This window comes from Qipengyuania sp. MTN3-11 (assembly GCF_042851825.1).
Classification (GTDB): Bacteria; Pseudomonadota; Alphaproteobacteria; order Sphingomonadales; family Sphingomonadaceae; genus Qipengyuania.
Genome location: NZ_BTGM01000001.1, coordinates 629,113 through 650,411, shown reverse-complemented (window position 1 = coordinate 650,411; position 21,299 = coordinate 629,113). Strand labels below are relative to the sequence as shown.

28 protein-coding genes are annotated in these 21,299 nt (G+C 60.3%); 12 read left to right on the top strand and 16 right to left on the bottom strand.

The features are described from left to right. The first annotated feature begins 16 nt into the window (after positions 1-16). On the top strand, positions 17-418 hold the full coding sequence (locus ACGHN1_RS03130; protein ID WP_390548238.1) for a PRC-barrel domain containing protein: 402 nt from the start codon (positions 17-19) through the stop codon (positions 416-418). Then, on the top strand, positions 415-705 hold the full coding sequence (locus ACGHN1_RS03125) for a hypothetical protein (RefSeq protein ID WP_390548236.1): 291 nt from the start codon (positions 415-417) through the stop codon (positions 703-705). Before ACGHN1_RS03130 ends, ACGHN1_RS03125 begins: the two co-directional genes overlap by 4 nt. Here ACGHN1_RS03125 and ACGHN1_RS03120 read toward each other — a convergent pair. The 9 genes from ACGHN1_RS03120 to ACGHN1_RS03080 all read right to left on the bottom strand — a co-directional run bounded on the left by ACGHN1_RS03120 (position 660) and on the right by ACGHN1_RS03080 (position 8,130). Continuing rightward, entirely contained in the window at positions 660-1,325 is a 666-nt protein-coding gene (locus ACGHN1_RS03120; RefSeq protein WP_390548234.1) for a DUF488 family protein, read from the bottom strand. The two genes, ACGHN1_RS03125 and ACGHN1_RS03120, sit on opposite strands and share 46 nt — an antisense overlap. Beyond that, positions 1,325-1,537 carry a DUF2945 domain-containing protein gene (locus ACGHN1_RS03115; RefSeq protein ID WP_390548232.1) on the bottom strand — a complete coding sequence of 71 codons (213 nt, stop codon included), beginning with the start codon at positions 1,535-1,537 and terminating at the stop codon, positions 1,325-1,327. The genes ACGHN1_RS03120 and ACGHN1_RS03115 overlap by 1 nt, the downstream gene beginning before the upstream one ends. A 158-nt stretch (positions 1,538-1,695) precedes the next feature. Beyond that, positions 1,696-1,998, bottom strand: a complete 303-nt coding sequence (locus ACGHN1_RS03110; protein ID WP_390548230.1) for a hypothetical protein — start codon at positions 1,996-1,998, stop codon at positions 1,696-1,698. A gap of 395 nt (positions 1,999-2,393) precedes the next feature. Then, the gene (locus ACGHN1_RS03105; RefSeq protein WP_390548228.1) at positions 2,394-4,025 is read right to left on the bottom strand and encodes an FMN-binding glutamate synthase family protein; all 1,632 of its coding nucleotides are present in this window, start codon (positions 4,023-4,025) and stop codon (positions 2,394-2,396) included. A gap of 234 nt (positions 4,026-4,259) precedes the next feature. Beyond that, positions 4,260-4,514: an META domain-containing protein gene (locus ACGHN1_RS03100; protein WP_390548226.1), complete on the bottom strand. Its 255-nt coding sequence runs from the start codon at positions 4,512-4,514 to the stop codon at positions 4,260-4,262. Then, positions 4,511-5,008 carry a YbaY family lipoprotein gene (locus ACGHN1_RS03095; protein ID WP_390548224.1) on the bottom strand — a complete coding sequence of 166 codons (498 nt, stop codon included), beginning with the start codon at positions 5,006-5,008 and terminating at the stop codon, positions 4,511-4,513. Before ACGHN1_RS03095 ends, ACGHN1_RS03100 begins: the two co-directional genes overlap by 4 nt. Before the next feature lie 28 nt (positions 5,009-5,036). Continuing rightward, positions 5,037-6,773, bottom strand: a complete 1,737-nt coding sequence (locus ACGHN1_RS03090; protein ID WP_390548222.1) for a mechanosensitive ion channel family protein — start codon at positions 6,771-6,773, stop codon at positions 5,037-5,039. After that, a complete protein-coding gene (locus tag ACGHN1_RS03085; RefSeq protein WP_390548220.1) occupies positions 6,770-7,171 on the bottom strand; it encodes an META domain-containing protein in 402 nt (133 codons plus the stop codon). The genes ACGHN1_RS03090 and ACGHN1_RS03085 overlap by 4 nt, the downstream gene beginning before the upstream one ends. Positions 7,172-7,185: 14 nt before the next feature. Further along, the gene (locus ACGHN1_RS03080; protein ID WP_390548218.1) at positions 7,186-8,130 is read right to left on the bottom strand and encodes a DMT family transporter; all 945 of its coding nucleotides are present in this window, start codon (positions 8,128-8,130) and stop codon (positions 7,186-7,188) included. 141 nt (positions 8,131-8,271) lie between these two features. Here ACGHN1_RS03080 and ACGHN1_RS03075 point away from each other — a divergent pair, with 141 nt between their 5' ends. Further along, positions 8,272-8,751 carry an Lrp/AsnC family transcriptional regulator gene (locus tag ACGHN1_RS03075; protein ID WP_146029793.1) on the top strand — a complete coding sequence of 160 codons (480 nt, stop codon included), beginning with the start codon at positions 8,272-8,274 and terminating at the stop codon, positions 8,749-8,751. 184 nt (positions 8,752-8,935) lie between these two features. After that, entirely contained in the window at positions 8,936-9,418 is a 483-nt protein-coding gene (locus tag ACGHN1_RS03070) for an MgtC/SapB family protein (protein ID WP_390548216.1), read from the top strand. A gap of 40 nt (positions 9,419-9,458) precedes the next feature. Here the strand turns inward: ACGHN1_RS03070 and ACGHN1_RS03065 are convergent, their stop codons facing one another. From ACGHN1_RS03065 to ACGHN1_RS03045, 5 genes are read right to left on the bottom strand one after another with little or no spacing between them, the layout of a single operon-like run. After that, positions 9,459-9,935, bottom strand: coding sequence for a hypothetical protein (locus ACGHN1_RS03065; protein ID WP_278327700.1), 477 nt, complete (start codon positions 9,933-9,935; stop codon positions 9,459-9,461). Then, positions 9,928-10,428: a group III truncated hemoglobin gene (locus ACGHN1_RS03060; protein ID WP_390548215.1), complete on the bottom strand. Its 501-nt coding sequence runs from the start codon at positions 10,426-10,428 to the stop codon at positions 9,928-9,930. Before ACGHN1_RS03060 ends, ACGHN1_RS03065 begins: the two co-directional genes overlap by 8 nt. After that, the gene (locus tag ACGHN1_RS03055; protein ID WP_390548214.1) at positions 10,415-10,759 is read right to left on the bottom strand and encodes a DUF1971 domain-containing protein; all 345 of its coding nucleotides are present in this window, start codon (positions 10,757-10,759) and stop codon (positions 10,415-10,417) included. The genes ACGHN1_RS03060 and ACGHN1_RS03055 overlap by 14 nt, the downstream gene beginning before the upstream one ends. 1 nt (position 10,760) lies before the next feature. After that, positions 10,761-11,120 (bottom strand): histidine kinase, encoded by a 360-nt coding sequence (locus tag ACGHN1_RS03050; protein WP_230832945.1) that lies wholly within the window; start codon positions 11,118-11,120, stop codon positions 10,761-10,763. A gap of 28 nt (positions 11,121-11,148) precedes the next feature. Continuing rightward, entirely contained in the window at positions 11,149-11,838 is a 690-nt protein-coding gene (locus ACGHN1_RS03045) for an alternative oxidase (RefSeq protein WP_390548212.1), read from the bottom strand. Between the two features lie 216 nt (positions 11,839-12,054). Between ACGHN1_RS03045 and ACGHN1_RS03040 the strand changes: the two genes are divergently transcribed. The 3 genes from ACGHN1_RS03040 (at position 12,055) to ACGHN1_RS03030 (ending at position 14,580) form a co-directional block, all read left to right on the top strand. Continuing rightward, complete coding sequence (locus tag ACGHN1_RS03040; protein ID WP_390548210.1) at positions 12,055-13,470, top strand: nitrogen regulation protein NR(II); 1,416 nt, start codon at positions 12,055-12,057, stop codon at positions 13,468-13,470. Then, positions 13,460-14,083 (top strand): response regulator FixJ, encoded by a 624-nt coding sequence (fixJ, locus tag ACGHN1_RS03035; RefSeq protein ID WP_103022816.1) that lies wholly within the window; start codon positions 13,460-13,462, stop codon positions 14,081-14,083. Before ACGHN1_RS03040 ends, fixJ begins: the two co-directional genes overlap by 11 nt. A gap of 302 nt (positions 14,084-14,385) precedes the next feature. Continuing rightward, the gene (locus ACGHN1_RS03030; RefSeq protein WP_390548207.1) at positions 14,386-14,580 is read left to right on the top strand and encodes a hypothetical protein; all 195 of its coding nucleotides are present in this window, start codon (positions 14,386-14,388) and stop codon (positions 14,578-14,580) included. A gap of 63 nt (positions 14,581-14,643) precedes the next feature. Here the strand turns inward: ACGHN1_RS03030 and ACGHN1_RS03025 are convergent, their stop codons facing one another. Together ACGHN1_RS03025 and ACGHN1_RS03020 are read right to left on the bottom strand one after the other, a co-directional pair. Beyond that, complete coding sequence (locus ACGHN1_RS03025; RefSeq protein WP_390548205.1) at positions 14,644-14,829, bottom strand: hypothetical protein; 186 nt, start codon at positions 14,827-14,829, stop codon at positions 14,644-14,646. 17 nt (positions 14,830-14,846) lie between these two features. Further along, positions 14,847-16,940, bottom strand: coding sequence for a catalase (locus tag ACGHN1_RS03020; protein WP_390548204.1), 2,094 nt, complete (start codon positions 16,938-16,940; stop codon positions 14,847-14,849). Positions 16,941-17,204: 264 nt separating this feature from the next. Between ACGHN1_RS03020 and ACGHN1_RS03015 the strand changes: the two genes are divergently transcribed. The 5 genes from ACGHN1_RS03015 to ACGHN1_RS02995 all read left to right on the top strand — a co-directional run bounded on the left by ACGHN1_RS03015 (position 17,205) and on the right by ACGHN1_RS02995 (position 21,239). Next, positions 17,205-17,699, top strand: a complete 495-nt coding sequence (locus ACGHN1_RS03015; protein ID WP_390548202.1) for a ferritin-like domain-containing protein — start codon at positions 17,205-17,207, stop codon at positions 17,697-17,699. A gap of 200 nt (positions 17,700-17,899) precedes the next feature. Further along, complete coding sequence (locus ACGHN1_RS03010) at positions 17,900-18,832, top strand: hypothetical protein (RefSeq protein WP_390548200.1); 933 nt, start codon at positions 17,900-17,902, stop codon at positions 18,830-18,832. Continuing rightward, the gene (locus ACGHN1_RS03005) at positions 18,825-19,919 is read left to right on the top strand and encodes an acyl-CoA dehydrogenase family protein (protein ID WP_390548198.1); all 1,095 of its coding nucleotides are present in this window, start codon (positions 18,825-18,827) and stop codon (positions 19,917-19,919) included. Before ACGHN1_RS03010 ends, ACGHN1_RS03005 begins: the two co-directional genes overlap by 8 nt. After that, positions 19,916-20,647: a PIG-L deacetylase family protein gene (locus ACGHN1_RS03000; RefSeq protein ID WP_390548196.1), complete on the top strand. Its 732-nt coding sequence runs from the start codon at positions 19,916-19,918 to the stop codon at positions 20,645-20,647. Before ACGHN1_RS03005 ends, ACGHN1_RS03000 begins: the two co-directional genes overlap by 4 nt. Then, complete coding sequence (locus ACGHN1_RS02995) at positions 20,637-21,239, top strand: class I SAM-dependent DNA methyltransferase (protein ID WP_390548195.1); 603 nt, start codon at positions 20,637-20,639, stop codon at positions 21,237-21,239. Before ACGHN1_RS03000 ends, ACGHN1_RS02995 begins: the two co-directional genes overlap by 11 nt. Positions 21,240-21,299 lie beyond the last annotated feature (60 nt).

Genomic DNA, 21,299 nt, shown 5'->3' with positions numbered 1-21,299 from the left:
AATAATGGAGATCAACATGAACAAGTTCGCCCCCCTGCTTCTCGGATCCGCTCTCCTCCTCTCCGCCTGCAATGATCAGGAAGCCCAGATCGAAGACCGTATTGAAGAACGAGCCGAGCAGAGCGCGCAGGAGTCCGGCGACACCCCGGTGGCACTCGGTCTGACCGAACGCCAGTTGCTCGATGCTGAAATCCTGGCCGCCGACGGAACCGAATTGGGTGACGTGGAAGCCGTGACGAAAGATGCCTACGGCAATGCGACCGAACTTCTTATAGAAGTCGAGGACAGCGATCCTGATCGTTACGTCGAGATACCGATTGACGGTCTGACCGTGACGACCCGCGGCAATGACACCGATCTTTCGTCGGAGATGACGATGGAAGATATCGGTTCGCTTCCGGATGCGCAGATTCTGTGACGATCGAGCGAAGCAAGCCAGCAAGTCAGCTTCCGACTGCTTCAACGCCCGGCGAAGCCGATGTAATTGAAGAAACAATGTCCAATATGTCCTGCCGCGGCAATGCGGACAGGCCGGTCGAAGTCATCCAGTATCGCCACATCGCCATTTCGAAATCTGAGCGCGGCGAGCGTCGCCGTGTGGGCGCCATCGGTTGGCGAACTTCCGATGATGAGCCTGTCCGACAGATCGACAGAGATCTTTACCAGATCGTCTCGTCGGAGGAGCTGCTCGAGCGGGTAGACTGATCCGCGTGACGGGCACGAAGTTCGTTCTCGCGGGTCGCGAGCCTTTCGTATCGGCATAATGGAATATGCTCGTTCGGCTCCTCACGGTATTCCGAACTTGGATAGACGACTCCGGTTGATCCGCTGACAACGGCTCCATCCGTCAACTTTGCCCGTTCCTGACGATCGGGAGCCATCAAATGGATAACTTCATGACCGCGAGCCATGAGATGATCGGCGATGATACGCCTATGGCATCGCCACCAGACCGCCTCGGAACACATCAACGCCACGCGACAATTATCCGCTAGGTTAACGAGGTCCTTGATCGCCGACTGGAAGTCGCCGCTCAACGCATAGTCGGCGTAGTTATGGAAGCTCTGGACGCGCCAGTATCCGTTCAGCGCCGGATCCACATCATCTTGTCGTTTCCTTCTGCCGCCGAGTTTATCGAAGTGTCCGTAGGCGATGTCGTGCTCATCGAGCAGATCGGGGAAGGAATCGATGTTGAATGCGGGATTGGCGCGGGAGCGGGGGAAAGCCCGAACATCGGCCAGCATGTCCACTCCTGCTGTTTTCAGCATGGCAATGACAGTGTCCGCATCCCGATTGGAATGGCCGATCGTGAAAACGGTTGGCATCAGCTTTTCAGCTTTGTCAGCGCATCTTCCTTGTGGGCTGCCACATGATCGGTCTTGTCGCTTTCGATCTCGTATTGAGGCTCGTCCTTCGAGGCACGCCGCGTATGACCCCTGTAGTCGAAATCCGATTCGTGAACCTTGGAGATTGTTCCGCTGACTCTTCCTGCCTCGGAATTCCAGCTGACATGATCTCCGACCGCGTATTTCGCCATGATGCGCTCCTGCGTTGGGACGATGTCGTTCTTCCTATCAAACGGGGCATAGACAGGAACGTTTCGCAAGGGGCTGCAATGGCTTGTTAGCTGGCAGGATCTGGCGACGGGGTATGAGCCCGGAACGAAGGGATTCTCGCTTCGGGCCCTTCCACATATCAACTACCCAGATCACCGATACCGCCGATGATGGCGCACATCGCCGACCAGAACAGCAGCATGAAGACGATATCGGGCATCGCGAACCGATCGAGTTCGTCGCGCTTCAACAATGCATATTGCTGCGACACCTCGTCATCCATCGAAATCAATCCGACATCGAGCGCGCTTGCCTCCTTGCGGAACCATCGCAGAAGATCGTCGAGCTGATCAATCGGCAGGTCGGGGTATCGGGCCAACAAGGCCTTGGCGTATGCACGCCGTTCGTCGCGGATCGCACCGCGTTGCATTTCGGTTTCCATTGAATGTCCTGACTGTTGGATGCGGACGAAAGTCCGCTAAAAAGGTCCAGAATGTCAGGAAAATGGAGGGCCGGTCGGAGGGGGAAGCGACCATTCCGCAGGTGCGTCGGCCATCCGGTGGTAGGATTGCCGGACCTCCTCATTGCGTTCCCATGCGTGCGCCTGACGAACCAAGGCCAGCACTCCGCACGGTCCGGCGGGTCCATCGGCGGAAGCGCCCAGTTCGGCATCTGCCGAGAGTTCGGCACCACGCCCAGGACCGGTATCGTAACAGGCGGTAGCTTGCGATATGTTCCATGCGGTCGAATCCCGCGCGGTGCCACCTTGATCCGCTGCGGCACCCTGCGAGTGAAGAAGGGCTGCAAGAACAGCCGTCAGAATATGGAAAATCAGTTTCACGCTGCCAGCTCGAACCGGTCGGCGCGTGCGAGTTTCCAGGCGGCGCTGTAGAAATCCCGGTCATGCGTTCCTGAAAGCAGCTCGCCATCCTCGAGGAAAATATGAAGCTGGGAGAAGACCCGGATTTCGGTCAGAGAGACACGTCTTACCAGATGGTGCGGTCCAAGCTCGGATGGGTGCGAGAGACCGGCAGCAGCAGTCATTTCCGCGAGCGCTCGCAACGTATTGCGATGAAAGCGCCGGACCCGCTCTGCCTTGTCAGGCACGACCAGGGCCCGCTGGCGCAAGGGGTCCTGCGTGGCAACGCCGACCGGACAGCGGTTCGTATGGCAGGAAAGCGATTGGATGCATCCGAGCGCGAACATGAAGCCGCGCCCCGCATTGGTCCAGTCGGCACCCAGCCCTAGGACCGCAGCGATGTCGAACGCACTGACGATTTTGCCGGCCGCGCCGATTTTTATCCGGTCACGAACCCCGGCACCTACGAGTGTATTGTGGACGAACAGGAGGCTCTCGCGCATCGGCATGCCGAGGTTGTCGGCGAACTCGACCGGGGCCGCCCCGGTTCCGCCTTCTGCGCCATCGACGACGATGAAGTCTGGAAAGATCCCCGTTTCGCGCATCGCCTTGACCATTCCCATGAACTCCCATGGGTGTCCGACGCACAGCTTGAAACCGACTGGCTTGCCTTTCGATGAGGTTCGGAGCTGAGCGAGAAACTGCATCATCTCAAGCGGTGTGGAAAATGCCGAGTGCTCGGCAGGGGAAATGCAATCGACGCCTACCGGAATACCGCGTGTAGCAGCGATCTCAGGGCTGACTTTCTCGTCGGGAAGGATGCCGCCGTGACCGGGCTTGGCACCCTGGCTCAGCTTCAGTTCGATCATCTTGACCTGCGGGTCGGCAGCATTGTCAGCGAAGCGCACCGGGTCAAAGCGTCCCTTTTCGGTTCGACAACCGAAATAGCCGCTGCCAATTTCCCAGATAAGGTCGCCGCCATTCTCACGGTGGTAGGGGCTGATCCCTCCCTCGCCAGTGTCATGCGCAAAATCGCCGAGTTTGGCTCCCTTGTTGAGCGCCCGGATAGCGTTGGCGCTCAGGGAGCCGAAGCTCATCGCGGAGATGTTGAAGATCGAGGCCATGTAGGGGTCGCGCGCGTCGCTTCCCCCGATCGGCACTCTGAAGCTGTCGGGATCTGCCAACGGCTTGGGCTTTGTGGAATGCGAAATGAATTCGTAGCCGTTCTTGTAGACGTCAGAGAGCGTTCCGAACGGACGGTCGCTAACCTCGTCCTTTGCGCGAGCATAGACCAAGGAGCGCTGCGCCCTCGAGAAGGGCGTCTGATCGTCATCGCCTTCGATCAGGTATTGACGAATTTCTGGTCTTATCTTCTCGAAAGCCCATCGCAGGCGTCCGATGATCGGATAGTTCCGGCGCACCGCATGCCGCGTTTGGATAAGGTCGATGACGCCCAAGAGACATAGACACGAGAAAATTGCGAGAACTGGCAATGCCCATGCGTCGCTAAGCCTCGTGAGAGCAAACAGGAGGCCAGCCAGACAGAGGCCGAGCGCGGTAAAGCGGGAGAAGAACACTGTTGGCTCCGGTCTCGCAAATGAAGCGAGCATGCCTCGGGCTCGTTGTCGCCTTGGGCTTGGAAAACATCGATGCTGGAAGTTGCAGCGTGGCGCACATCCCTAGAACGCCCGAAGCGCTCTAGGGATACAGGCGCGCGGTGCTGCTGCCTGCCGGAACCATCACCCCGAGCCCATGATCGACCAGTGTCATAAAAAGGTAGTGCGATTTCGACATGGTAATTTCAAGTGGCGCGACTTCGGAATTTCTTCAACATCGGATAATCCTTAGTTGAGGACTGCGACAAGGCGCTGGCCATTGCCGGAGAGGACGAGAAAACCCCCAGCTTCGAGCGATGCGCTCTCGATCAGAGAAAGGGCATCGAGGAAACGGCGCTCTTGCTGCACCAATCCGGCTTCACAGGCGCGCTTCGTCGCAGCGACATTGCCAACCTCGAGCGAGTTGCCATCGAGGCCATATGAACTGCTGAAGCGGTTGCAGCTGGTGGAACCATACAAGCGACCATCGGCCGTGAAGGTCATCGTGGGAGCGGAGATCTGCGCCACGACATCGCCGCCGATCTGGTTACACGCCATTCGCCGTCCTGCAGGTCAGGAATACCGGCAAGGCCGGGATCGTCTGGCGATGTCATCGATACCCTTATGTCGCCGATATCGACGGTGTCGCTGCGAAGATCGAGCAGGAAAGGTTCACTGGTGCGGAACAGGATTGTGCCATCGGGCTCGCGGATGAAGGCTCGCAGGCCGTAGAGCGGGCCGTCGCTCAAATTCAGCTTCGACACGTCAATCGAGAACGGGATCGGCGGCGATGCCTGTCCGATCGTGTTCATCGTGCGCGAGAGGATGAGCTCCTGATTGCGACCGAGGGTGATGTCGGACACAACGATTTCCACCTGCGCTTCGGGGGGCAGCGCGATGCGCTCGCGATAGGACAGTGCGCCGGTAATTCTTTCTACCAGGACGACCTCACTGCTTTCTGCAGCGGGCTGAATGGTGGCACAGGCACTCAGGCTCATGGCGAGGGCAGCCGATGCTAACAGCAAGTTACATTTCACCGCCATTCTCCTTGTTACCCTCCTGATTTGGGCGGGCGGTTGAGATCGGCGCCGAGCGGCCGTTGGCCGAGCCGTAAGCGTCGATGTGAAGCGTGCGAGTGGGGAAGGCGATTTCCACGTCGAGTTCTTTCAGTTTCCGCATCAGCGCGAGGAGCAGAACCTCCTGCATCTCGAGTGACTCCGCGAACGATGCAGTCCGAAAATATGCGAAGATCTCGATGTTGAGTGCGCTTTCGCCGAAACCTATGAAGCGTGCGCGAGCATCTTCTTCGAGGACATGATCGTTTTCCGCCAGGATTGTCCGGAACGCGGCCAGAACCTCGCTCATCTTCTCGGCATCCGTGTCGTAGCTGACTCCGACCACGTGTTTGAAGAGGAACTGGTCGCGAGCGGAAAAATTCTCGATCTTCTCGCCGGCAAGAAATCCGTTGGGGATCGTTACCAGCGTCCGGTTGATCGTGCGCACACGGGTCGAGCGCATGCCGACATCCTCGACCGTGCCGAACGTATCGCCGATCTGGGCAGCGTCGCCTACCTGCACCGGATGATCTCCGATGATCGTGACAGACCCGACCAGATTCTCGATCGTTTTCTGCGCGCCGAGCGCCAAGGCGAGCCCGCCGATGCCTAGAGCAGCGATACCGGTGGTTACGTCGACACCGAACGTGTCGAGCACACCGATGAAGATCATGACCAGCAATGTGAGCTTGGCGATCCGCCGCAACAGCGTGATGACCGATGCGGCCTGGCGCCGCTCCGCGCGGTTCATCCGTTCGCTCGCCATCCGCGCGACAGCATCGATCAGCCTGAACAAAAACCAGCCAAGGGAAAGCCAGGCCGCGATACCTGCGCCGCGCAGCAGCTGCTGGCGAGCGATGATCGAGGCCTCCATGGTGCCTGCAACATAGAAGAAGGCGATTGTCGCCACGTAGAGCGCGAGCGGTGGGAGAGCGGCGTGGATCAAACGAAAGACGGTGCTGCTGCTGTGTTCGGGAATGAGTCGCCGCAGGACCGAGATAATTGCAGCAGCGAGCAGGCGTAGCGCTGCGAAAAGCGCGACCGCTACGCCGACCAACAAAAGCCAGTCGAGGACTGGCGCGCCGGCGACTTCGATCGCCTTTTCCTCGTTTTGTTCCGCGACCTCAGGCGAAGGTGTCCAATCTTCGAGAGCCGACACTGTTTCCGGCGAAATTCGCCATTGCAGTAAGTCCCGTTCCCCTACGGCGACGCGCTGCAGGATAATGGGCTGCTCGGAATCTTCGAGCTGGAACGTGCCGACTTGCTCCAGGAGAGGATCTAGTCCGTCTTCCAAGTCGCCATCGGGAGCGTTGGAAAGCACGGCAAAGGGTCGAAGCATCCCCCCGCTGTCGAGCGCGAGTTTCAATTTTCGAGCGAGATCTGCACCTTGAGCCAGTCCTTCCGACGCGTCGGTCGCTTGCGAGCCTTCATTGTCTAGGGGCAGCGTGGCCGGATCGGGAGTGCCGGCAAAGTAGCGCGCGGCCCGTTCGTAGTCCTCGGCGGCAAGCGCATTCAGCAGCGCTGTTACGCTGGAGCGCGGAGTTTGCCTTTCGAATGTGTCTACGGGAGCTTCGGTTTGCGCTGTTTCGGAAGGCTCAGGCGTCGGAAGCTGGGCTTGCGCGACTGTCGCCCCGACAAGAAGAGCCATGACCGCGACTGCGTGAACAAGGAAACGCCGCAAGATCGAACAAATTGGGTTGGATTTCATGGTCGTCTCTTGTGGGATTGCGCCAAAACCCATGGCTGGTTGCCGTCCTGCAACACGAGGGCACCCGTCGGGTCGAAGCGGTAGCTATCGATCGACTCAATGGCTCCTAGGAAGACCCGTTCCTGATACATCAGCGCTTCAGGACAGACTTTACGCGTCGTCATTGCGACGTCGATCGTCATGGCCGAGCCATCGACGCGGTATCGGCCGAGAAGGAGATTGCATCCTGTCGAGCCAGAAAGCTGCTCGTCATATTCCAGGACCAGTTCGATACGCGAATAATCGATGATCCCGCGCCCGGCGATGTCTTCGACGATCAAGGCTCCGACGAGCGGCTCCGTTGACCTCGGGACGCCCGCGCACCCCGAGACATAAAACATCGCTGTGATGCCGACCATTCTCACAGACGAGATCATGGCGAGGTTTCCGTCATGGGCCGATCGGCCAATCGAACAGGCGTCCTGACCGGTCTGCGCATAAGAAGCCTGTCCACCAGCCGTGGCAATGAAGCGATGATCACGCCGGCCAGGATAACGAGCGCACCGACCACGTCGGACAGGCCGAAGATTTCGCCCGCCGCATAGCCAAACAGCCCACCGAAGACTGGTTCGAGCGCGTAGATAATTGCGGCACGCGAGGAATCGACCCGGGCCTGGGCCCAGCTCATCGCGAACTGGATGTAGGCGGTAGCGATACCATAGCCCACGACCACCCAGAACAGTGTCGGCGAAGCAACCGGCATTGGCTCCCCTGTGGCGAGCGCGAAGGCAGCACACAGCAGCGTGGTGGTGACCATCATCACGAACGCGATCCGCAGAGGATCGGCCCGGCGCACGTAATATCCAAGGATGACAACCTCTACCGCGATTGCAACGGCGCCACCGATCGAAAGTGTATCGCCGTAGCTAAGGGTGATGTCGGCTGGCGACAGGCCCGACATGATGGCTACACCGAGACAGGCAAGGACAACTCCGATCCAGATCCCGGCAGCTGCGCGTTGGCGAAAAAACAGCAGCTGAAGCACAGGAACAAGTGGCACGTAGAGTGCAGAAAGAAATGCTACGCGCCCAGTGTCCGTGGTTTGCAGCGCATAGGCCTGTGCGCCATATGCGATGCACGCAGTGGCAGCGACGACGATACCGGCAACCATTTCGGTGGCACCAATTCCGCGGGTCGCACGCGGCAGGACCAGCGCAAAGGCAACGGTTGCCATCAGATAGCGTAGGGCGACAAAGCCGAGCGGCCCTGTAAATTCCATGCCGATCTTGGTCGCGAGAAAGCTCGCGCCCCAAAGCACCGATGCAGCAAGCAGAGCGAGCTCGGGAACGATACGACGGGGGATGTGCAGTCGCTGCATGCCGACTTCCTGTCTCGCTAGCCAAAAAAACGAGCGCCGCAGATCTTGCGGCGCTTCGACTGCAGATATAGAGGCTGGAAAGCCGTATTTCCCTTCGAAGTTTTTCCCCTGCACAATAGAATCTGCGGAAAGGAGACGAGCGTGCCGCAGAAACCCTCGCTTGACCGAATCGACCGCAAAATCCTCGATATCCTTCAGCGCGATGGCCGGATTTCCAATCAGCGTCTTTCCGAGGCGGTGGCTCTTTCACCGAGTGCTTGTCTCGCGCGTCTTCGCAGGCTGGAGAAAGAAGAAGTCATCACGGGCTACAAGGCCCAGGTCGATGCAGCCAAGCTGGGTCCTAATCTTACCGTGTTCGCAGAGATTGTTGCTTCGGCACACGATCCTGCAAGCACGCGAAGGATCGAACAGGCGCTTGCCGACATCCCCGAAGCAATCGAGGCTTATCAGGTGAGCGGGAGCTACGATTTTCTTGTTCGTTTCTTGGTTCCGGACATGGAGTTCTGGACCAATCTGGCAGACGAGTTGGCCGATGGAGAACTCAAGATCGAGACCGTAAGAACCGTGGCCGTAATGCGCCGGATAAAAGGATGGGTGGGGGTTCCTCTAGGAGCGACCTGATCCTCGCGTCTGAAACCAGTGCAGGCTCCGAAATGAATGGCACCGCCAGTTCAACCATGTTCCGTTGGTCCCGGAGCCCGAGAGGCACGCCCTGGCGCTTAGAACATATTTCCTTGCGTATGATCGTGGCGCGGAACCTCTTCGCTGATTTTGATTAAGTTCCTAAAATGCTGCGGAGTTTGGGATGTTTGAACAGTTTCTGGGGCCTGACCATTTCGACATCATGCCTCACCTGGTCGCGATTGGCCTGGCCTATCTTCTGGCATTCCCGATCGGCTGGAACAGGGAAAAATCGGAAAGGAGTGCGGGGCTTCGGACCTTCCCGCTCGTCGCTGTTGCCAGTTGCGGGTTTATCCAGGCATCGGAATCCATGACTGCAGATACTCCGGAGGCGATGGCCCGCATTGTCGAAGGTCTGATAACCGGCATGGGGTTTATCGGTGGGGGGGCCATTCTGCGCCTCAAGGATTCGGTCAAGGGCACCGCCACGGCCGCCAGCCTCTGGATTACCGGTGCTATCGGCGCGGCGGTTGGTCTTGGCAGCCTTGATGTTGCGATCATGCTTTCTGTCATAACCGTCGCGACGCTGTGGATCATGGCGCCGCTGAAGCATTTCGGTCATCTTGAACAGGAGGATGGCAGCGACGAAGTTTGCAAGGAGAAGTAACAGCAGGCAGTGGTTTTTTGCGATGCGTCGGCTGATATTCCTACATTACGACCGCACTGATGACGCTGATACCTATCCCGAAAAAGGCGACGGCTGCCGGAACTATGAGCACTTGGCCATAAACTTCCTTGCGCGCCAGCGGTCCGTAGGCAGTTTGCAGGACAGTGCCCGGACGATCGAGAACGCTGCGCGGTTGCGACGATGCTTGCCGTAGCATCACACGCGCGGTTCCGAAGAACATGGTGACGTAGATCGCCGAGATTGCGATCGCGAACGCGGCGTGAGCGCCGCCGGTCGCACCAAGTAGGGCAATCAGGAAGATCGCGTAGCAGGCAATCATCGCCCGCCATACCGATGCGGGCAGTTCGAACATTCGGGATTCGGGCTGCTGTGCTTGCCTCGGCGCTTCGTTGTCGTTGGCCTCGAGCGCGGGAATCGGAACCAGCACATCGGGCAGTGCATCGAGAGACTCCGGCAGTGGCGCCGCGGATTGCGTGCGAAGAACGGTATCAGGCATGGGGTAGGTCCTTTCCTGCGCGCCCTCCGGCAAGTCCATTTCGGCGCATTTCTGTGGCAGTCAGCAAGCTGTCGGCGATCATCCTCGCCCTTGCGCCGACGAGATCGGTCGCGGCAGGATTACCTTCTGCTTCCCGAAGCGTTTCGTAGAAGAGGTCGAGCCAACGCGAGAAATGCCGGAGTTCGAGGCCCGGAATAGCAAGGTGCTTGAACATGGGATTGCCCGAGAACTCGCCGCTATTGTGGAGCACCGAGCGCCAGAAACCCTTCATTCTGGCTAGGTGCGGCGACCAATCCGCAATGCGTTCGGCGAAGATCGGGCCGAGAAGGTCATCCTCACGGATTTTAGCGTAGAATGCTTCGACCAGGCGATCGATAAACGCCGCGTCAATCCCAATTTCCTCGGCCGCTGCGCGCTTTTCAGCGCGTTTTTGCTGCGCGAAGGAACGGGTGTCGGGATCGGCCGGATGCGAACGGATGTTAGCGCTGGTCATGAGCGTCTCCCTCGTCTTTGTCGGCGAAAGGTGTTGCGTCTGCAACGCGCAGGAACTGCACATGAAACCGCACCGCTCCGACCGGCTCGACACGGTGAAGGATTGTCGGTTCGACTACGCCGGGTTCGCATTCGGGCGTGAGCAGCACTTCGGTCGAGGCGCGGCGCGGATCGGTGACGACGTATCGCAACTTGCCTTCCTCGATTCGGATGAGACCCCAGACGCCGTCCTTGGTGGAATGCTCAGCCAGCAGACCTGCCGGCACGGTGTCTTCGCTGAAAGTTGCCGTGCGCTTGTATGGCTTGATGCCGTCGGGAAGATCGGTGGTCACGTCAGGCCGCCTTTCGTGTTTCGAAGATGGCGCGGATCGCACTGCTCAGCTCGTCGCCCAGAAGCGGCTTTTCGATCAGCTCGGCGTTTGCGGCGGCGACACGGGCTCGCAGCTTGACAGTAGGATTGGTCGCAAGGATTATTGCGGGCGCGCAGCAGCCCTGTCTCTTCAACCCATCGAGAGCGACAAGACCGTTTCCGGCGTAGCATTCGTCGATGACCAGTGCGGCCGCCGTGGAAAGGTCGCCCTCCTTCGCAATCCCCTCGGCGATTTCGAACCCTTCGACCGAGAGCGAGAAACGCAGCGCGGAAAGGACGGAGATATCTTCGACCAGCAACAGGATCTTGGCTTGATCGACCATCTTCCGTCCTCCTCGCCAGCAGCCTGGATCAGGCGGCCTTCTTCCAGTTGGGTTCAAGCGTCACGTGCGGCGGGCATTCGGCGACTTGGCCGACCGGCAGACCCGCAAGCTCGTTGGCGAAACCGTGGTTGACGTCGCGATGGTGGGCCTCGTCGGCGCGCACCACCAGCACGACGTCGCGCAGCGTGGCATCCTCAGGGAGACCCCAGTAGCGCTTGGCGATTTCGGGCGCGGGCACGTTCGGGCTGCGACCCTCATCGATCTCGGCCAGATAGTGCGTGTAGCTGATCACCGCCTCTTCCTCGAAGTAGCCCACGACACGGTGCGCGGTCTTCGAGCTGATCAGATAGAGCGCGAAGAAGAACAGGTAGAACACCCATTGCACGCCGATGATCACCGCGCGTTCGAACCAGGTGGGCTGCGAGACCTCGATGAAGGTCATCAGGTGCATGCGCTCGTTTTCGGCTTCGTCCATGAGCGTCTTTATCCAGCCCTTGTCGTCGCACATGCGGCGCAGGCAGGCGAGATGGTTGATCGTCGCCCCGACCATGCCCGGCACAGCCGCAACCGTTTCCAGCACGACGGCACGGTGACCATAACGCTCCGCAAAGAAGGTATCGGCGCACCAGCGCAGCGCCTTGGTGAAACCGAAGGCAATCCGGTCCGAAATTCCGCGGGGGTTGTGGTGAACGCCCAGATCGATGAAGGGTGCAGTCATTGAAATTTCTCCGCTTGCGGCAGATGTTGTTGGAGCGCCGCTGATGACCTCCTTCTATGCCGATGCACGGAACCGCGAAATTTGGATGATCACCCTACGCCAAGCACCCTAAGGGCCTTACCGGAGGCAGGGCGCACCAATTTTGTCAGCCGCTTCCTGCCGCGCCTGTCGTTTTCGACCGCGCTGTTACTGGCACTGCTCGCTTTAGCAGCGGGTGTGACGGTCCGTCTGCTCGCCGCAGAGGAACTCGGTCAGCGCGCCACTTTCATTTTCTTTGTTCCCGGGGTGGTTGTTGCCAGCGCACTCTCCGGGATCCGGGCAGGTAGCCTTGCGGCCGTGACGGGCGCGGCCGCCGGTCTCTGGTGCGACGCGCTGAGCGGTCCGATCGAGAGCGGAAGCCTGATTGCCGCCGCGGCCTTCGTGCTCATCGGCCTGGCCGTCGCCATCGGCGGCGAATGGTTTCAACGCGCGCGGATCGAAACAGAAACCGCTGCCGTCGCTCTCGCGCGGCGTGAAGCCCATCTGCAATCGATCCTCGACACCGTGCCAGATGCGATGATCGTCATCGACGAAGCCGGCGTGATCCGCGATTTCAGTCCTGCGGCCGAACGGATGTTCGGATGGCATGCGGCAGAGGTGGCCGGAGAGAACGTCAAGGTGTTGATGCCCGATCCCTACCGCAGCGCGCATGACGGCTATCTCGAGCGCTACTATCGCACCGGCGAGAGGAGGATCATTGGCAAGGGTCGCGTGGTCGTCGGCGAGCGCAAGGACGGTTCGACCTTCCCGCTCGAACTCGCGGTGGGCGAGATGCAGGCGGAAGGGCAGCGCTTCTTCACCGGGTTCATCCGGGACCTGACCGAGCGCCAGCAGGCCGAGGCAAGATTGCAGGAATTACAAAGCGAGCTGGTGCACGTCTCGCGGCTTACCGCTTTGGGTGAAATGGCGTCTGCGCTCGCGCACGAGATCAACCAGCCGCTCTCGGCGATCGCTAATTACCTCAAGGGTAGCCGGTTGCTGCTCATGCGAGAGGAGGTCCAGCACGAGCGCGTAGCGGAAGCCGTTGAGCGGGCCGCCGCGGAAGCGCTCAGGGCGGGCGACATCATCCGCCGGCTGCGGGATTTCGTAGCCCGCGGCGAAACCGAACGCACGATCGAGAGCCTGCCGAAGCTCGTCGAGGAGGCCAGCGCTCTCGCGCTCGTGGGTGCCAAGGAGCATGGCATCCGGGTGCAGTATGAGTTCAGCCCTGCAATCGATCTGGTGCTGGTCGACAAGGTTCAGATCCAGCAGGTCGTGCTCAACCTCGTGCGAAATGCTGTCGATGCGATGGCGGAATCAGAGTTTTCGAAACGTAATCTGACGATTGTGATCGAACAAGCCGACGACGAGGACATGGCACAGGTATCGGTGACCGACACCGGTCCCGGCATCGATCCCGAAGTCGCCGACCGGCTTTTTCAGCCCTTCATCTCCACCAAGCGCACGGGTATGGGCGTCGGACTGTCGATTTCGCGCACGATCGTCGAGGCGCATGGCGGGCGTATTTGGGTCCGGCCAGCTCCCGGCAGCGGGGCGGAGTTCGGCTTTACGGTCCAGCGTGTCGCAAGCGAGGAACTATACGATGGCGAGTAGAGGTGCGAGTGATCCGATCGTCTACGTAATCGACGACGACGAGAGCGCACGGCACTCGTTGGAGTTTCTTCTCGACGTCGCCGAAATCCGAGTTCGCTCGTTCGCCTCGGCCGATGCTTTCCTGAAATCCGCACCTCCGCTTTCCGGCGCCTGCGTGGTGACCGACGTGCGCATGCCCGGCACGAACGGTGTCGAACTGGCCGGTAAGCTGAAGGAGCGCGATGATACTGTGCCGGTGATCGTCATTACCGGTCACGCCGACGTGCCGTTGGCGATCCAGGCGATGAAGGCAGGCGCTGCGGACTTTATCGAGAAGCCGTTCGACGACGAGGCCATACTAGCGGCAATCCGCAAGGCGCTGAACGAGAGCACCGACGATGAGCAGAAACAGAACGAACGTCGCGAAGTGCTCGACCGTCTCGCTCTGCTCTCCGCGCGGGAGCGCCAGGTGGTCGATGGCCTTGTGGACGGGAAAGCCAACAAGGTGATCGCCTTCGATCTCGACATCAGCCCCCGAACTGTCGAAGTCTACCGCGCGAATGCGATGATGAAGATGCAGGCGAAGACCCTCTCCGATCTCGTGCGCATGGTGACGATTGCCCGGCTGGGCTAGCTGGTTCGTCTGCTTTCACCGAATTTTAGATGAAAGCGGAGGATCCGTAACCGGCCAAGTTTCTGCCGTTCCCGCATCTTTCCACAACGAGTATAGGGCAAGTGTAGCCGGACACAACCTGCTCAACAATGTGCCGCCGCCAATTGCAATTCGCGCAAGAGCAGGTTTGCGCCCTAATTCCGGACGATCGAGCGCCGTGTGGCAAACGCTGAAAGAGGCCGTTCTGGCCACTCAACGTTAAGGATAGGTCCGTCGCCGATGCCGAATGTGATCCGCGTCTAGAGGGGACTGGCTTCGGAGAGATGGCTGCACAGCAGAGAACTGGTCATCAGGCGCGCGCAATTGCCGCGCTAATGGTGTTCGCCGCCCTCGTGCAATTGAGCACGCCGCTGATGGGCTCAGGCTTAGGATCGCTCGTCACCAGCACCTTCTGCGTCGGCCTGCTAGGCGCGGCGATCTTGTTCCGGAACACAGAGCAAGAGAATGGCGAAGCTTAACGGCCTGTTACCTATCAAGTTCAGGCGTTGACCCGGGGGCCAACCGAGCGGACCGGCGGCTATTTACCCGTCGGCGGTGCGGCCGACCAGCGCGTATTCCCTCTGGTTGCTGCGTCGTGCGAATTGCGGCGCATCGTCCCTGCCGCCCTGATGGCGGCGCGAGAGGGCTGCACCGAAGGCCGCAACCCCCAGCGCGACCCCTGCGGCCGCGACATTTCCAGCAATGCCGATTTGTCGGGTCTGTTTCATAGTCGCGTCCTTTCCCATCAGTCCTGCTTCACGCTTTCGCGATCCCAGAAACGCAGCTTGCCGCACTTTTCGATGAAGTCGCTCGCGGCATCCTTGCCCGTGGAAACGTCGATAAAGCCGTTGTCCATCCAGTTCCACACGCCCGCCGTTTCGAAGAGCGGCTGCACCGCGGGGACGTAAGCGACGAATTTCGCATGGGCGAAAGCGTCATTGACGAAGTCGATGCTCGGCTTGTCGGTGTTGTAGCGCTTTGCGGAAGCCTCGCTCATCACCACCGCGATGGCATCATAGGTGACGGACGGACCGCCATCGATCTTTTCGTCGGCTTCCATCATCGTGCCGTCTGAGAGCTTGGCTCCGCTGACATGCGGCGCGACGATCTCGACCATGCCGCCCGCAGCTTCTGCCGCGCCCTTGAGCGCCTTCACCACGCTCGCATCGCCGCCTTCGGCGATGTAGATGCCCAGCTTTCGGCCCTTGAAGCTGTCGGGCCCGTTCTTGACGATCGAGAGCGCCGGGCTTTCCGGCAGGTCGGTGATCGGTTCGCGCGCGGTGGGGACCTTTTCGGGCAGTTCGGTGAGCCCGAGACCATCCGCAACCTCCTGTGCCAGGCCATCGTCGATATGCCGCAGGTGGCCGACCATCCGCTTGCGGATGCTCATGCGTTCCACCTTGGAAAGCTCGAAAGTCAGCGCGTTGGCCATGTGCGTCTGCTCGACCGGGGTCTGGCTGATGTAAAACTGGCGCGCCTGGCTGTAGTGATCGGCGAAGGTTTCGCTGCGGGTGCGGACCTTGGGGCCGGACACTTCGGCCGGGTAGCTTTCGAACCCTCGCATCGGGCAGGCGCGCGGACCGCGATCCTCTTCCTTCCCGTCGCCATCACCCCAGCTGTTGGGCTCGTAATTCACCCGGCCCTTGGGATTGCTCATGGCCATGTGCCCGTCCTGTTGGAAGTGGCGTACGGGGCACTTTGGCGCATTGATCGGCAGATGCGTGAAGTTCGGACCGCCCAGCCGCTTCAGCTGCGTGTCGAGATAGCTGAAATTACGACCTTGCAGCAGCGGATCGTCCGAGTGGTCGATCCCCGGCACGATGTTCTGCGTGCAGAAGGCAACCTGCTCGGTCTCGGCGAAGAAATTGTCGACATTGGCGTCGAGCGTCAGTGTGCCGATGATCTCGACTGGGATTTGTTCCTCGGGAATGATCTTGGTCGCGTCGAGCACATCGAACTCGAACTCCTCCGCGAAATCCTCGTCGAACACCTGGATGCCCAGATCCCACTGCGGGAAGTCGCCCGCGTCGATCGCATCCCACATGTCGCGGCGATGGAAGTCGGGATCCATCCCGTTGACCTTCAGCGCTTCGTTCCAGACCACCGACTGGAGGCCCAGCTTCGGCTTCCAGTGGAACTTGACGAAGTGGCTCTCGCCCTTGTCGTTCACCAGCCGGAAGGTATGGACGCCAAAGCCTTCCATGAATCGGAACGAGCGCGGGATCGTGCGATCGGACATGATCCACATGACCATGTTCATCGCTTCGGGGCTGAGCGAGATGAAGTCCCAGAAATTGTCGTGCGCGGTCTGTGCCTGGGGGAAGCCGCGATCGGGCGCGGGCTTGGCGGCGTGGATGAGGTCGGGGAACTTGATGGCGTCCTGGATGAAAAACACAGGGATATTGTTGCCCACGAGGTCCCAGTTGCCTTCTTGTGTGTAGAACTTGGTCGCAAATCCCCGCACGTCGCGCGCCAGATCGGGCGAACCCTTGTTGCCCGCCACGGTCGAGAAGCGTGTGAAGGTGGGCACCTTGACGCCCTCTTCATTAAAAATCCGCGCCCGCGAATATTGCGGGATCGCCTTCTTCAGCTTGAAATGACCGTGCACGCCATATCCGCGTGCGTGAACCACGCGCTCGGGAATGCGCTCGTGGTCGAAGTGGAAGATTTTCTCGCGCGCAATGTGGTCTTCGAGCAGTTGCGGCCCGCGTGGACCGGCAGTGAGCCAATTCTGATCATCAGCGACCGGATGCCCTTGCGCGGTGGTCATCAGATCATCGTCGCCTTTGGGCTTCTGATGGTTTACGCCCTCATCGGACAATTCGAATTGGTCGGCCATTCACAGCTCCTCGTAATCCTGGTGATGTCGCCTTCAACGGAGGAGGAGCTATATCGTTGCACCGATATCCTAAAAAAAACACTCAGGGTGGGACGAATTCTAACTTATGTTACTTACAGGCATCTCCTTTTAAACTATCAAATGACAATAACCATCATTTGTGTGTAGCGTTCGGTTTCTTTGGAACTGGTTTTTCCTTTCTTTATTTAACGGAGACAGCCGTCCAATGTGCCGATACGGGAATCGAACCAAGGAGCCTTCACAATGACTGCCCCCAAAAACTTGAAAGATTGCTACGTGGAGGAGCTGGCCGATCTGTGGTCCGCGAACGACCAGATGGAGAAGGTCGTGCGCGACCTTGCGCACAAGGCAGGCGACGACGCGCTGGCGCAGCGCTTACGTAGGTCGGCCGATGGTATTGCCGAACATACCGACAGTTTAAGGTCATTGCTCGACGAATGTGGCGAGCAAGAAAAGGAACACTGTAAAGGCATGGAAGGCCTCGTAAAGGAGGCGCGCAAGCATGTGATTGATGCCGAGTTAGAGGATGCGGACGTTCGCGATGTGCTAATCGTCGCGCAGTATCAACGGATGTGCCACTACGGCATTGCCGGCTTCGGGACCGCCAAGGCTTTTGCCGAGGCACTGGGTATGGGCGATCATGCCAAGACGCTCGATACGATCACCGAAGACATATACGACGCCGATGAGAACATGAGCGATCTGGCCGAGCGTAGCGTTAACCTGGCGGCGAAGTGACCGTACGCGTCGGGGCCGGGCACCATGATGACCGGCCCCCGCTCCCCTTACACAGCCTGTCCTCGAACGGAACCGGCCATAGGGGTCCTCGATCGCAAGCTAGAACCGATCTGGCGGCGATCTTGGTACGCCCTCCCTTCGTTGGGCTGACAAAAATATGTCGGTGCCGGGATGCGCTCGACCGCGGTGGCGACTTCGCGGTGGCGGTCCCGGTCCGCGACGAGGAACGCCGGCTGTCTTCCACACTCGATGGGATTTCCGCCGCCATGAATTGCGTTTCCGCCAAAGGCTGCGCGGTCTTTGTCGTAAATGACACCAGCGATGCTTCGGCCGAGACGATCGAACGATGGGCAATGCGCGCGGGTATATCTTTCCTCGCGCTTGAGGTGTCCTTCGACCGAACGATTCGTAACGCTCCGCATGCCCGCCGGCTTGCGCTAGATATTGCGGCGCGCGCGGTGCCGGGCGGCGCCCTGTTTACTACCGATGCCGACACGATCGTGGGCAGGAGCTGGATCGACACGGGACTCCGCACCCTTTCGGACGGTTACGACCTCGTCTGTGAGGATGTTCTCCTCGACGAGGAAGAGCTTTCGGCCCTGCCGGTGCAGGTTCGTCAGGTGGGCGATGCCGAGCGTGCCTATCTGGACCTGTGCGATCGCTTGTGGCGGCACTGGACCGGCGGACGAGGGGGGACCTTGAGCTTTCGCCCCTCCGGTGCCAGCCTTGCCATCAAGGGTTCGAGCTACCTCGCGCTCAGTGGCTTGCCGACGCCTCCGTTCGGGGAGGACCGCGCCTTATGCGACGCGATGCTCGGCGCGGGATATGCTGTGAAGGCCATGAAGAATTTCGGCACACGCACCTCGGCTCGCCTCACCGGACGAGCAGCAGGCGGATGCGGTGATGCCCTGGCCGAAAGGGCCGCTTCCGCCGATCCGCAATGCGATTCCCGCCTCAAGCCGGTCTGGCTGCTCTACGATGAAGCATTGCTGTGGATGGAGATAACCGGCGGACGGAACCGTAATTTTCATGCCATCCTGAAGACCGGCGAACCGTTGACCTTCAGCGCGGTGCAGCGCGAGCTGGAGATCGCGCGCAAGCTCGCCGCTGCCTACGGTCTGGACGATGGCTGAACTGGCTGAACCGGAAAAGATCGAAGCGATCCTTCGTGAGTTGGCTCCCGCATCGGATTGTCAAGGTGGTTCGCTTACCCAAGAGGCCGCGCTGCTGTGCGAACGAGGCTGGCTGCGCGCCTGTCTGCCCAAGCGTAGGGGCGGTGAGGGCTGGGGTTGCGAACCTGCCGGCACGCGTGATGCCTTCAATGCGCTGCGCACCCTTGGCCGCGCCAATCTATCCGTCGCACGATTATTCGAAGGCCATATGAACGCGGTCAAGCTGATCACCCTGTATGGGAACGAGGAAAGCGCGCGTGAAGTGGCGGACGCGATCAATGCGGGCATGCTTCTCGGCGTATGGGGGGCGGACGATCCTGCCGAACCTCTAGCATTTGTGCAGCGTGACGGGATGCTCAGGCTCGCCGGAGCCAAGTGTTTCGCGTCCGGTCTCGGGCTGGTGGGCCGGGCGGTAATCACCGCCACCACGCCGACAGGCCAGCAGTTGCTGTTCGTTTCAGCGGATGAACCGGAGCGCTGCGATTATTCGGCCTGGTCGATGGGGGGGATGCGCGCGACCCAGTCGGGCCGGTACGATTTCACCGGGGTCGAGGTAGGCGACGACGCGCTGATCGGCGCGTCGGGCGACTACCAGCGCGAGCCTTACTTCGAAGGCGGGATCTGGCGTTACTGCGCGGCGCATCTGGGTGCTGCAGAGGCGCTGTATCATGCCATGCTGGCGCAACTGACCGACCGCGGGCGTGCCGATGATCCGAACCAGCAACGCCGCATCGTCGCCAGCGCGATCGCTATCGAAAGCGCCCGGCTATGGCTGCTGCGCGCCGCCGACGAAGTCGAGGCGAGCGGAGCCGAAGCCGCTAAAGCCACGCTGTCCCTGCTCGCGCGCGAGGCAACGGAGGATGCGTGCCGACTGGTTATGGAGCATGCGGAGCGCGCGCTCGGCATGGCGGCACATGGAGAGAACTCGTTTGTACATCGCATGATTCGAGACCTGCGCCTGTTCCTATGCCAGGCTAAGCCCGACGCGAAGCGCGGCACAGCGGCCGCGACCCTGACGTCGATGGCCGCACGGCCCGAACAGCTGTGAGCGTTCCCACCGTTCCTGAAGGCTCGGTGCTGCGCGCCGCGCAGTTCGCCCGGCACATGTCGCTCGATGCGCTGGCAGCGCCGGGCCGGCTGCTGGTCGTAGCCCCCCACCCGGACGACGAGACGCTGGGTTGCGGTATGGCACTGGCAGCGGCCTCGGCCGGAGGACGTCAGGTTGCCATCCTGCTGCTGACCGATGGAGAGGGTTCGCACCCCAAATCCCGCGCCTTCGACACCGCACGGCGTGTGGCGATGCGAGCGCACGAGTTCGACACTGCACTGGCGACGCTCGTTCCGGAAAGACCCACCCCCGTGGTCCGCGCGCACCTACCCGACGGGCAGACCTCGGACAAAAGCGCCGCGCAGGTTTGCAATCGCCTATTAGAACACCGCTGCATCGCGCACGCGGACACGATTTGGACGACATGGGTCCACGATCCCCATTGCGATCATCGCACCGCCGCCATTCTGGCGCGCATGCTGTCCGATCGGTCGGGCGCCGCCCTGTGGAGCTTCGCGGTCTGGGGCCGCTTCGGAGATTGCCCGGTGCCCGAAAACATTGGCCTATTCTTCGACAGCCGGTTTTATCGCGCCAAGCGCGACGCGATGGACGCCTATGCCTCCCAGATGACCGACCTGATCGACGACGATCCGGCAGGGTTCACGATGCCGCCCGCATTGTTCGAGCACTTTGCAAGCCATCCCGAGGTGTTCTTCCATGAACGATGATACATCGGATCGGCAGCAAACGTTCGATGCACTGTTCGCGAGCGAACCCGACCCGTGGGGTTTGGAGACCACCGCCTACGAAGCGACCAAGCGGCGCGAGACGCTCGCGATGCTGTTTCCCGATCGGTTCGGGCGGGCGTTGGAAGTCGGATGCGCCATCGGCGTGTTGACGGTGGAGCTGGCGGACGTGTGCGATAGCGTTCTCGCCATCGATGTCTCGACCGAGGCCTTGCAGCTGGCAGCATCGCGCCTCGCCGATCTCGCAAACGTCTCGCTCGCGCAAGCTGAGGTCCCCCGCCATTGGCCGCAGGGAACCTTCGACCTTATCGTGTTCTCTGAAATCCTCTATTTCCTTTCGAGCGAGGAAATTGCGCAGGTCTCGCAACTCGCCTGGCGAAGCCTCGCCGACGGGGGCGTATGCCTCTTGGTCAATTGGATCGGCCCGAACGATTTGCCGGTGGACGGAGATAATGCCCGCACCATTTTTGCCGAGGAAATGCCTTGGCTGACCGCAGCAAGCGCGGCCCGGCCCATGTATTGCATCCATCGCCTACATAAGATCTTGCCCCAGAAGAATGCATCGTCGGACTGAGAAGCGATCATCGAATTGGCGCTTTTGTCCAGGGATGGCGACAGTCCGCAATAGGCCTAG

Coding starts and splice junctions, on each gene's coding strand:
- ACGHN1_RS03030 (WP_390548207.1), top strand. CDS start 14,386: ATGGCTGCACAGCAGAGAACTGGTCATCAGGCGCGCGCAATTGCCGCG.
- ACGHN1_RS03005 (WP_390548198.1), top strand. CDS start 18,825: ATGGCTGAACTGGCTGAACCGGAAAAGATCGAAGCGATCCTTCGTGAG.
- fixJ (WP_103022816.1), top strand. CDS start 13,460: ATGGCGAGTAGAGGTGCGAGTGATCCGATCGTCTACGTAATCGACGAC.
- ACGHN1_RS03100 (WP_390548226.1), bottom strand. CDS start 4,514: ATGACCTTCACGGCCGATGGTCGCTTGTATGGTTCCACCAGCTGCAAC.
- ACGHN1_RS03080 (WP_390548218.1), bottom strand. CDS start 8,130: ATGCAGCGACTGCACATCCCCCGTCGTATCGTTCCCGAGCTCGCTCTG.
- ACGHN1_RS03060 (WP_390548215.1), bottom strand. CDS start 10,428: ATGACCAGCGCTAACATCCGTTCGCATCCGGCCGATCCCGACACCCGT.
- ACGHN1_RS03015 (WP_390548202.1), top strand. CDS start 17,205: ATGACTGCCCCCAAAAACTTGAAAGATTGCTACGTGGAGGAGCTGGCC.
- ACGHN1_RS03020 (WP_390548204.1), bottom strand. CDS start 16,940: ATGGCCGACCAATTCGAATTGTCCGATGAGGGCGTAAACCATCAGAAG.
- ACGHN1_RS03070 (WP_390548216.1), top strand. CDS start 8,936: ATGTTTGAACAGTTTCTGGGGCCTGACCATTTCGACATCATGCCTCAC.
- ACGHN1_RS03065 (WP_278327700.1), bottom strand. CDS start 9,935: ATGCCTGATACCGTTCTTCGCACGCAATCCGCGGCGCCACTGCCGGAG.
- ACGHN1_RS03085 (WP_390548220.1), bottom strand. CDS start 7,171: ATGGTCGGCATCACAGCGATGTTTTATGTCTCGGGGTGCGCGGGCGTC.
- ACGHN1_RS03130 (WP_390548238.1), top strand. CDS start 17: ATGAACAAGTTCGCCCCCCTGCTTCTCGGATCCGCTCTCCTCCTCTCC.
- ACGHN1_RS03025 (WP_390548205.1), bottom strand. CDS start 14,829: ATGAAACAGACCCGACAAATCGGCATTGCTGGAAATGTCGCGGCCGCA.
- ACGHN1_RS03120 (WP_390548234.1), bottom strand. CDS start 1,325: ATGCCAACCGTTTTCACGATCGGCCATTCCAATCGGGATGCGGACACT.
- ACGHN1_RS03095 (WP_390548224.1), bottom strand. CDS start 5,008: ATGAGCCTGAGTGCCTGTGCCACCATTCAGCCCGCTGCAGAAAGCAGT.
- ACGHN1_RS03050 (WP_230832945.1), bottom strand. CDS start 11,120: ATGGTCGATCAAGCCAAGATCCTGTTGCTGGTCGAAGATATCTCCGTC.
- ACGHN1_RS03110 (WP_390548230.1), bottom strand. CDS start 1,998: ATGGAAACCGAAATGCAACGCGGTGCGATCCGCGACGAACGGCGTGCA.
- ACGHN1_RS03045 (WP_390548212.1), bottom strand. CDS start 11,838: ATGACTGCACCCTTCATCGATCTGGGCGTTCACCACAACCCCCGCGGA.
- ACGHN1_RS02995 (WP_390548195.1), top strand. CDS start 20,637: ATGAACGATGATACATCGGATCGGCAGCAAACGTTCGATGCACTGTTC.
- ACGHN1_RS03105 (WP_390548228.1), bottom strand. CDS start 4,025: ATGCTCGCTTCATTTGCGAGACCGGAGCCAACAGTGTTCTTCTCCCGC.
- ACGHN1_RS03090 (WP_390548222.1), bottom strand. CDS start 6,773: ATGAAATCCAACCCAATTTGTTCGATCTTGCGGCGTTTCCTTGTTCAC.
- ACGHN1_RS03115 (WP_390548232.1), bottom strand. CDS start 1,537: ATGGCGAAATACGCGGTCGGAGATCATGTCAGCTGGAATTCCGAGGCA.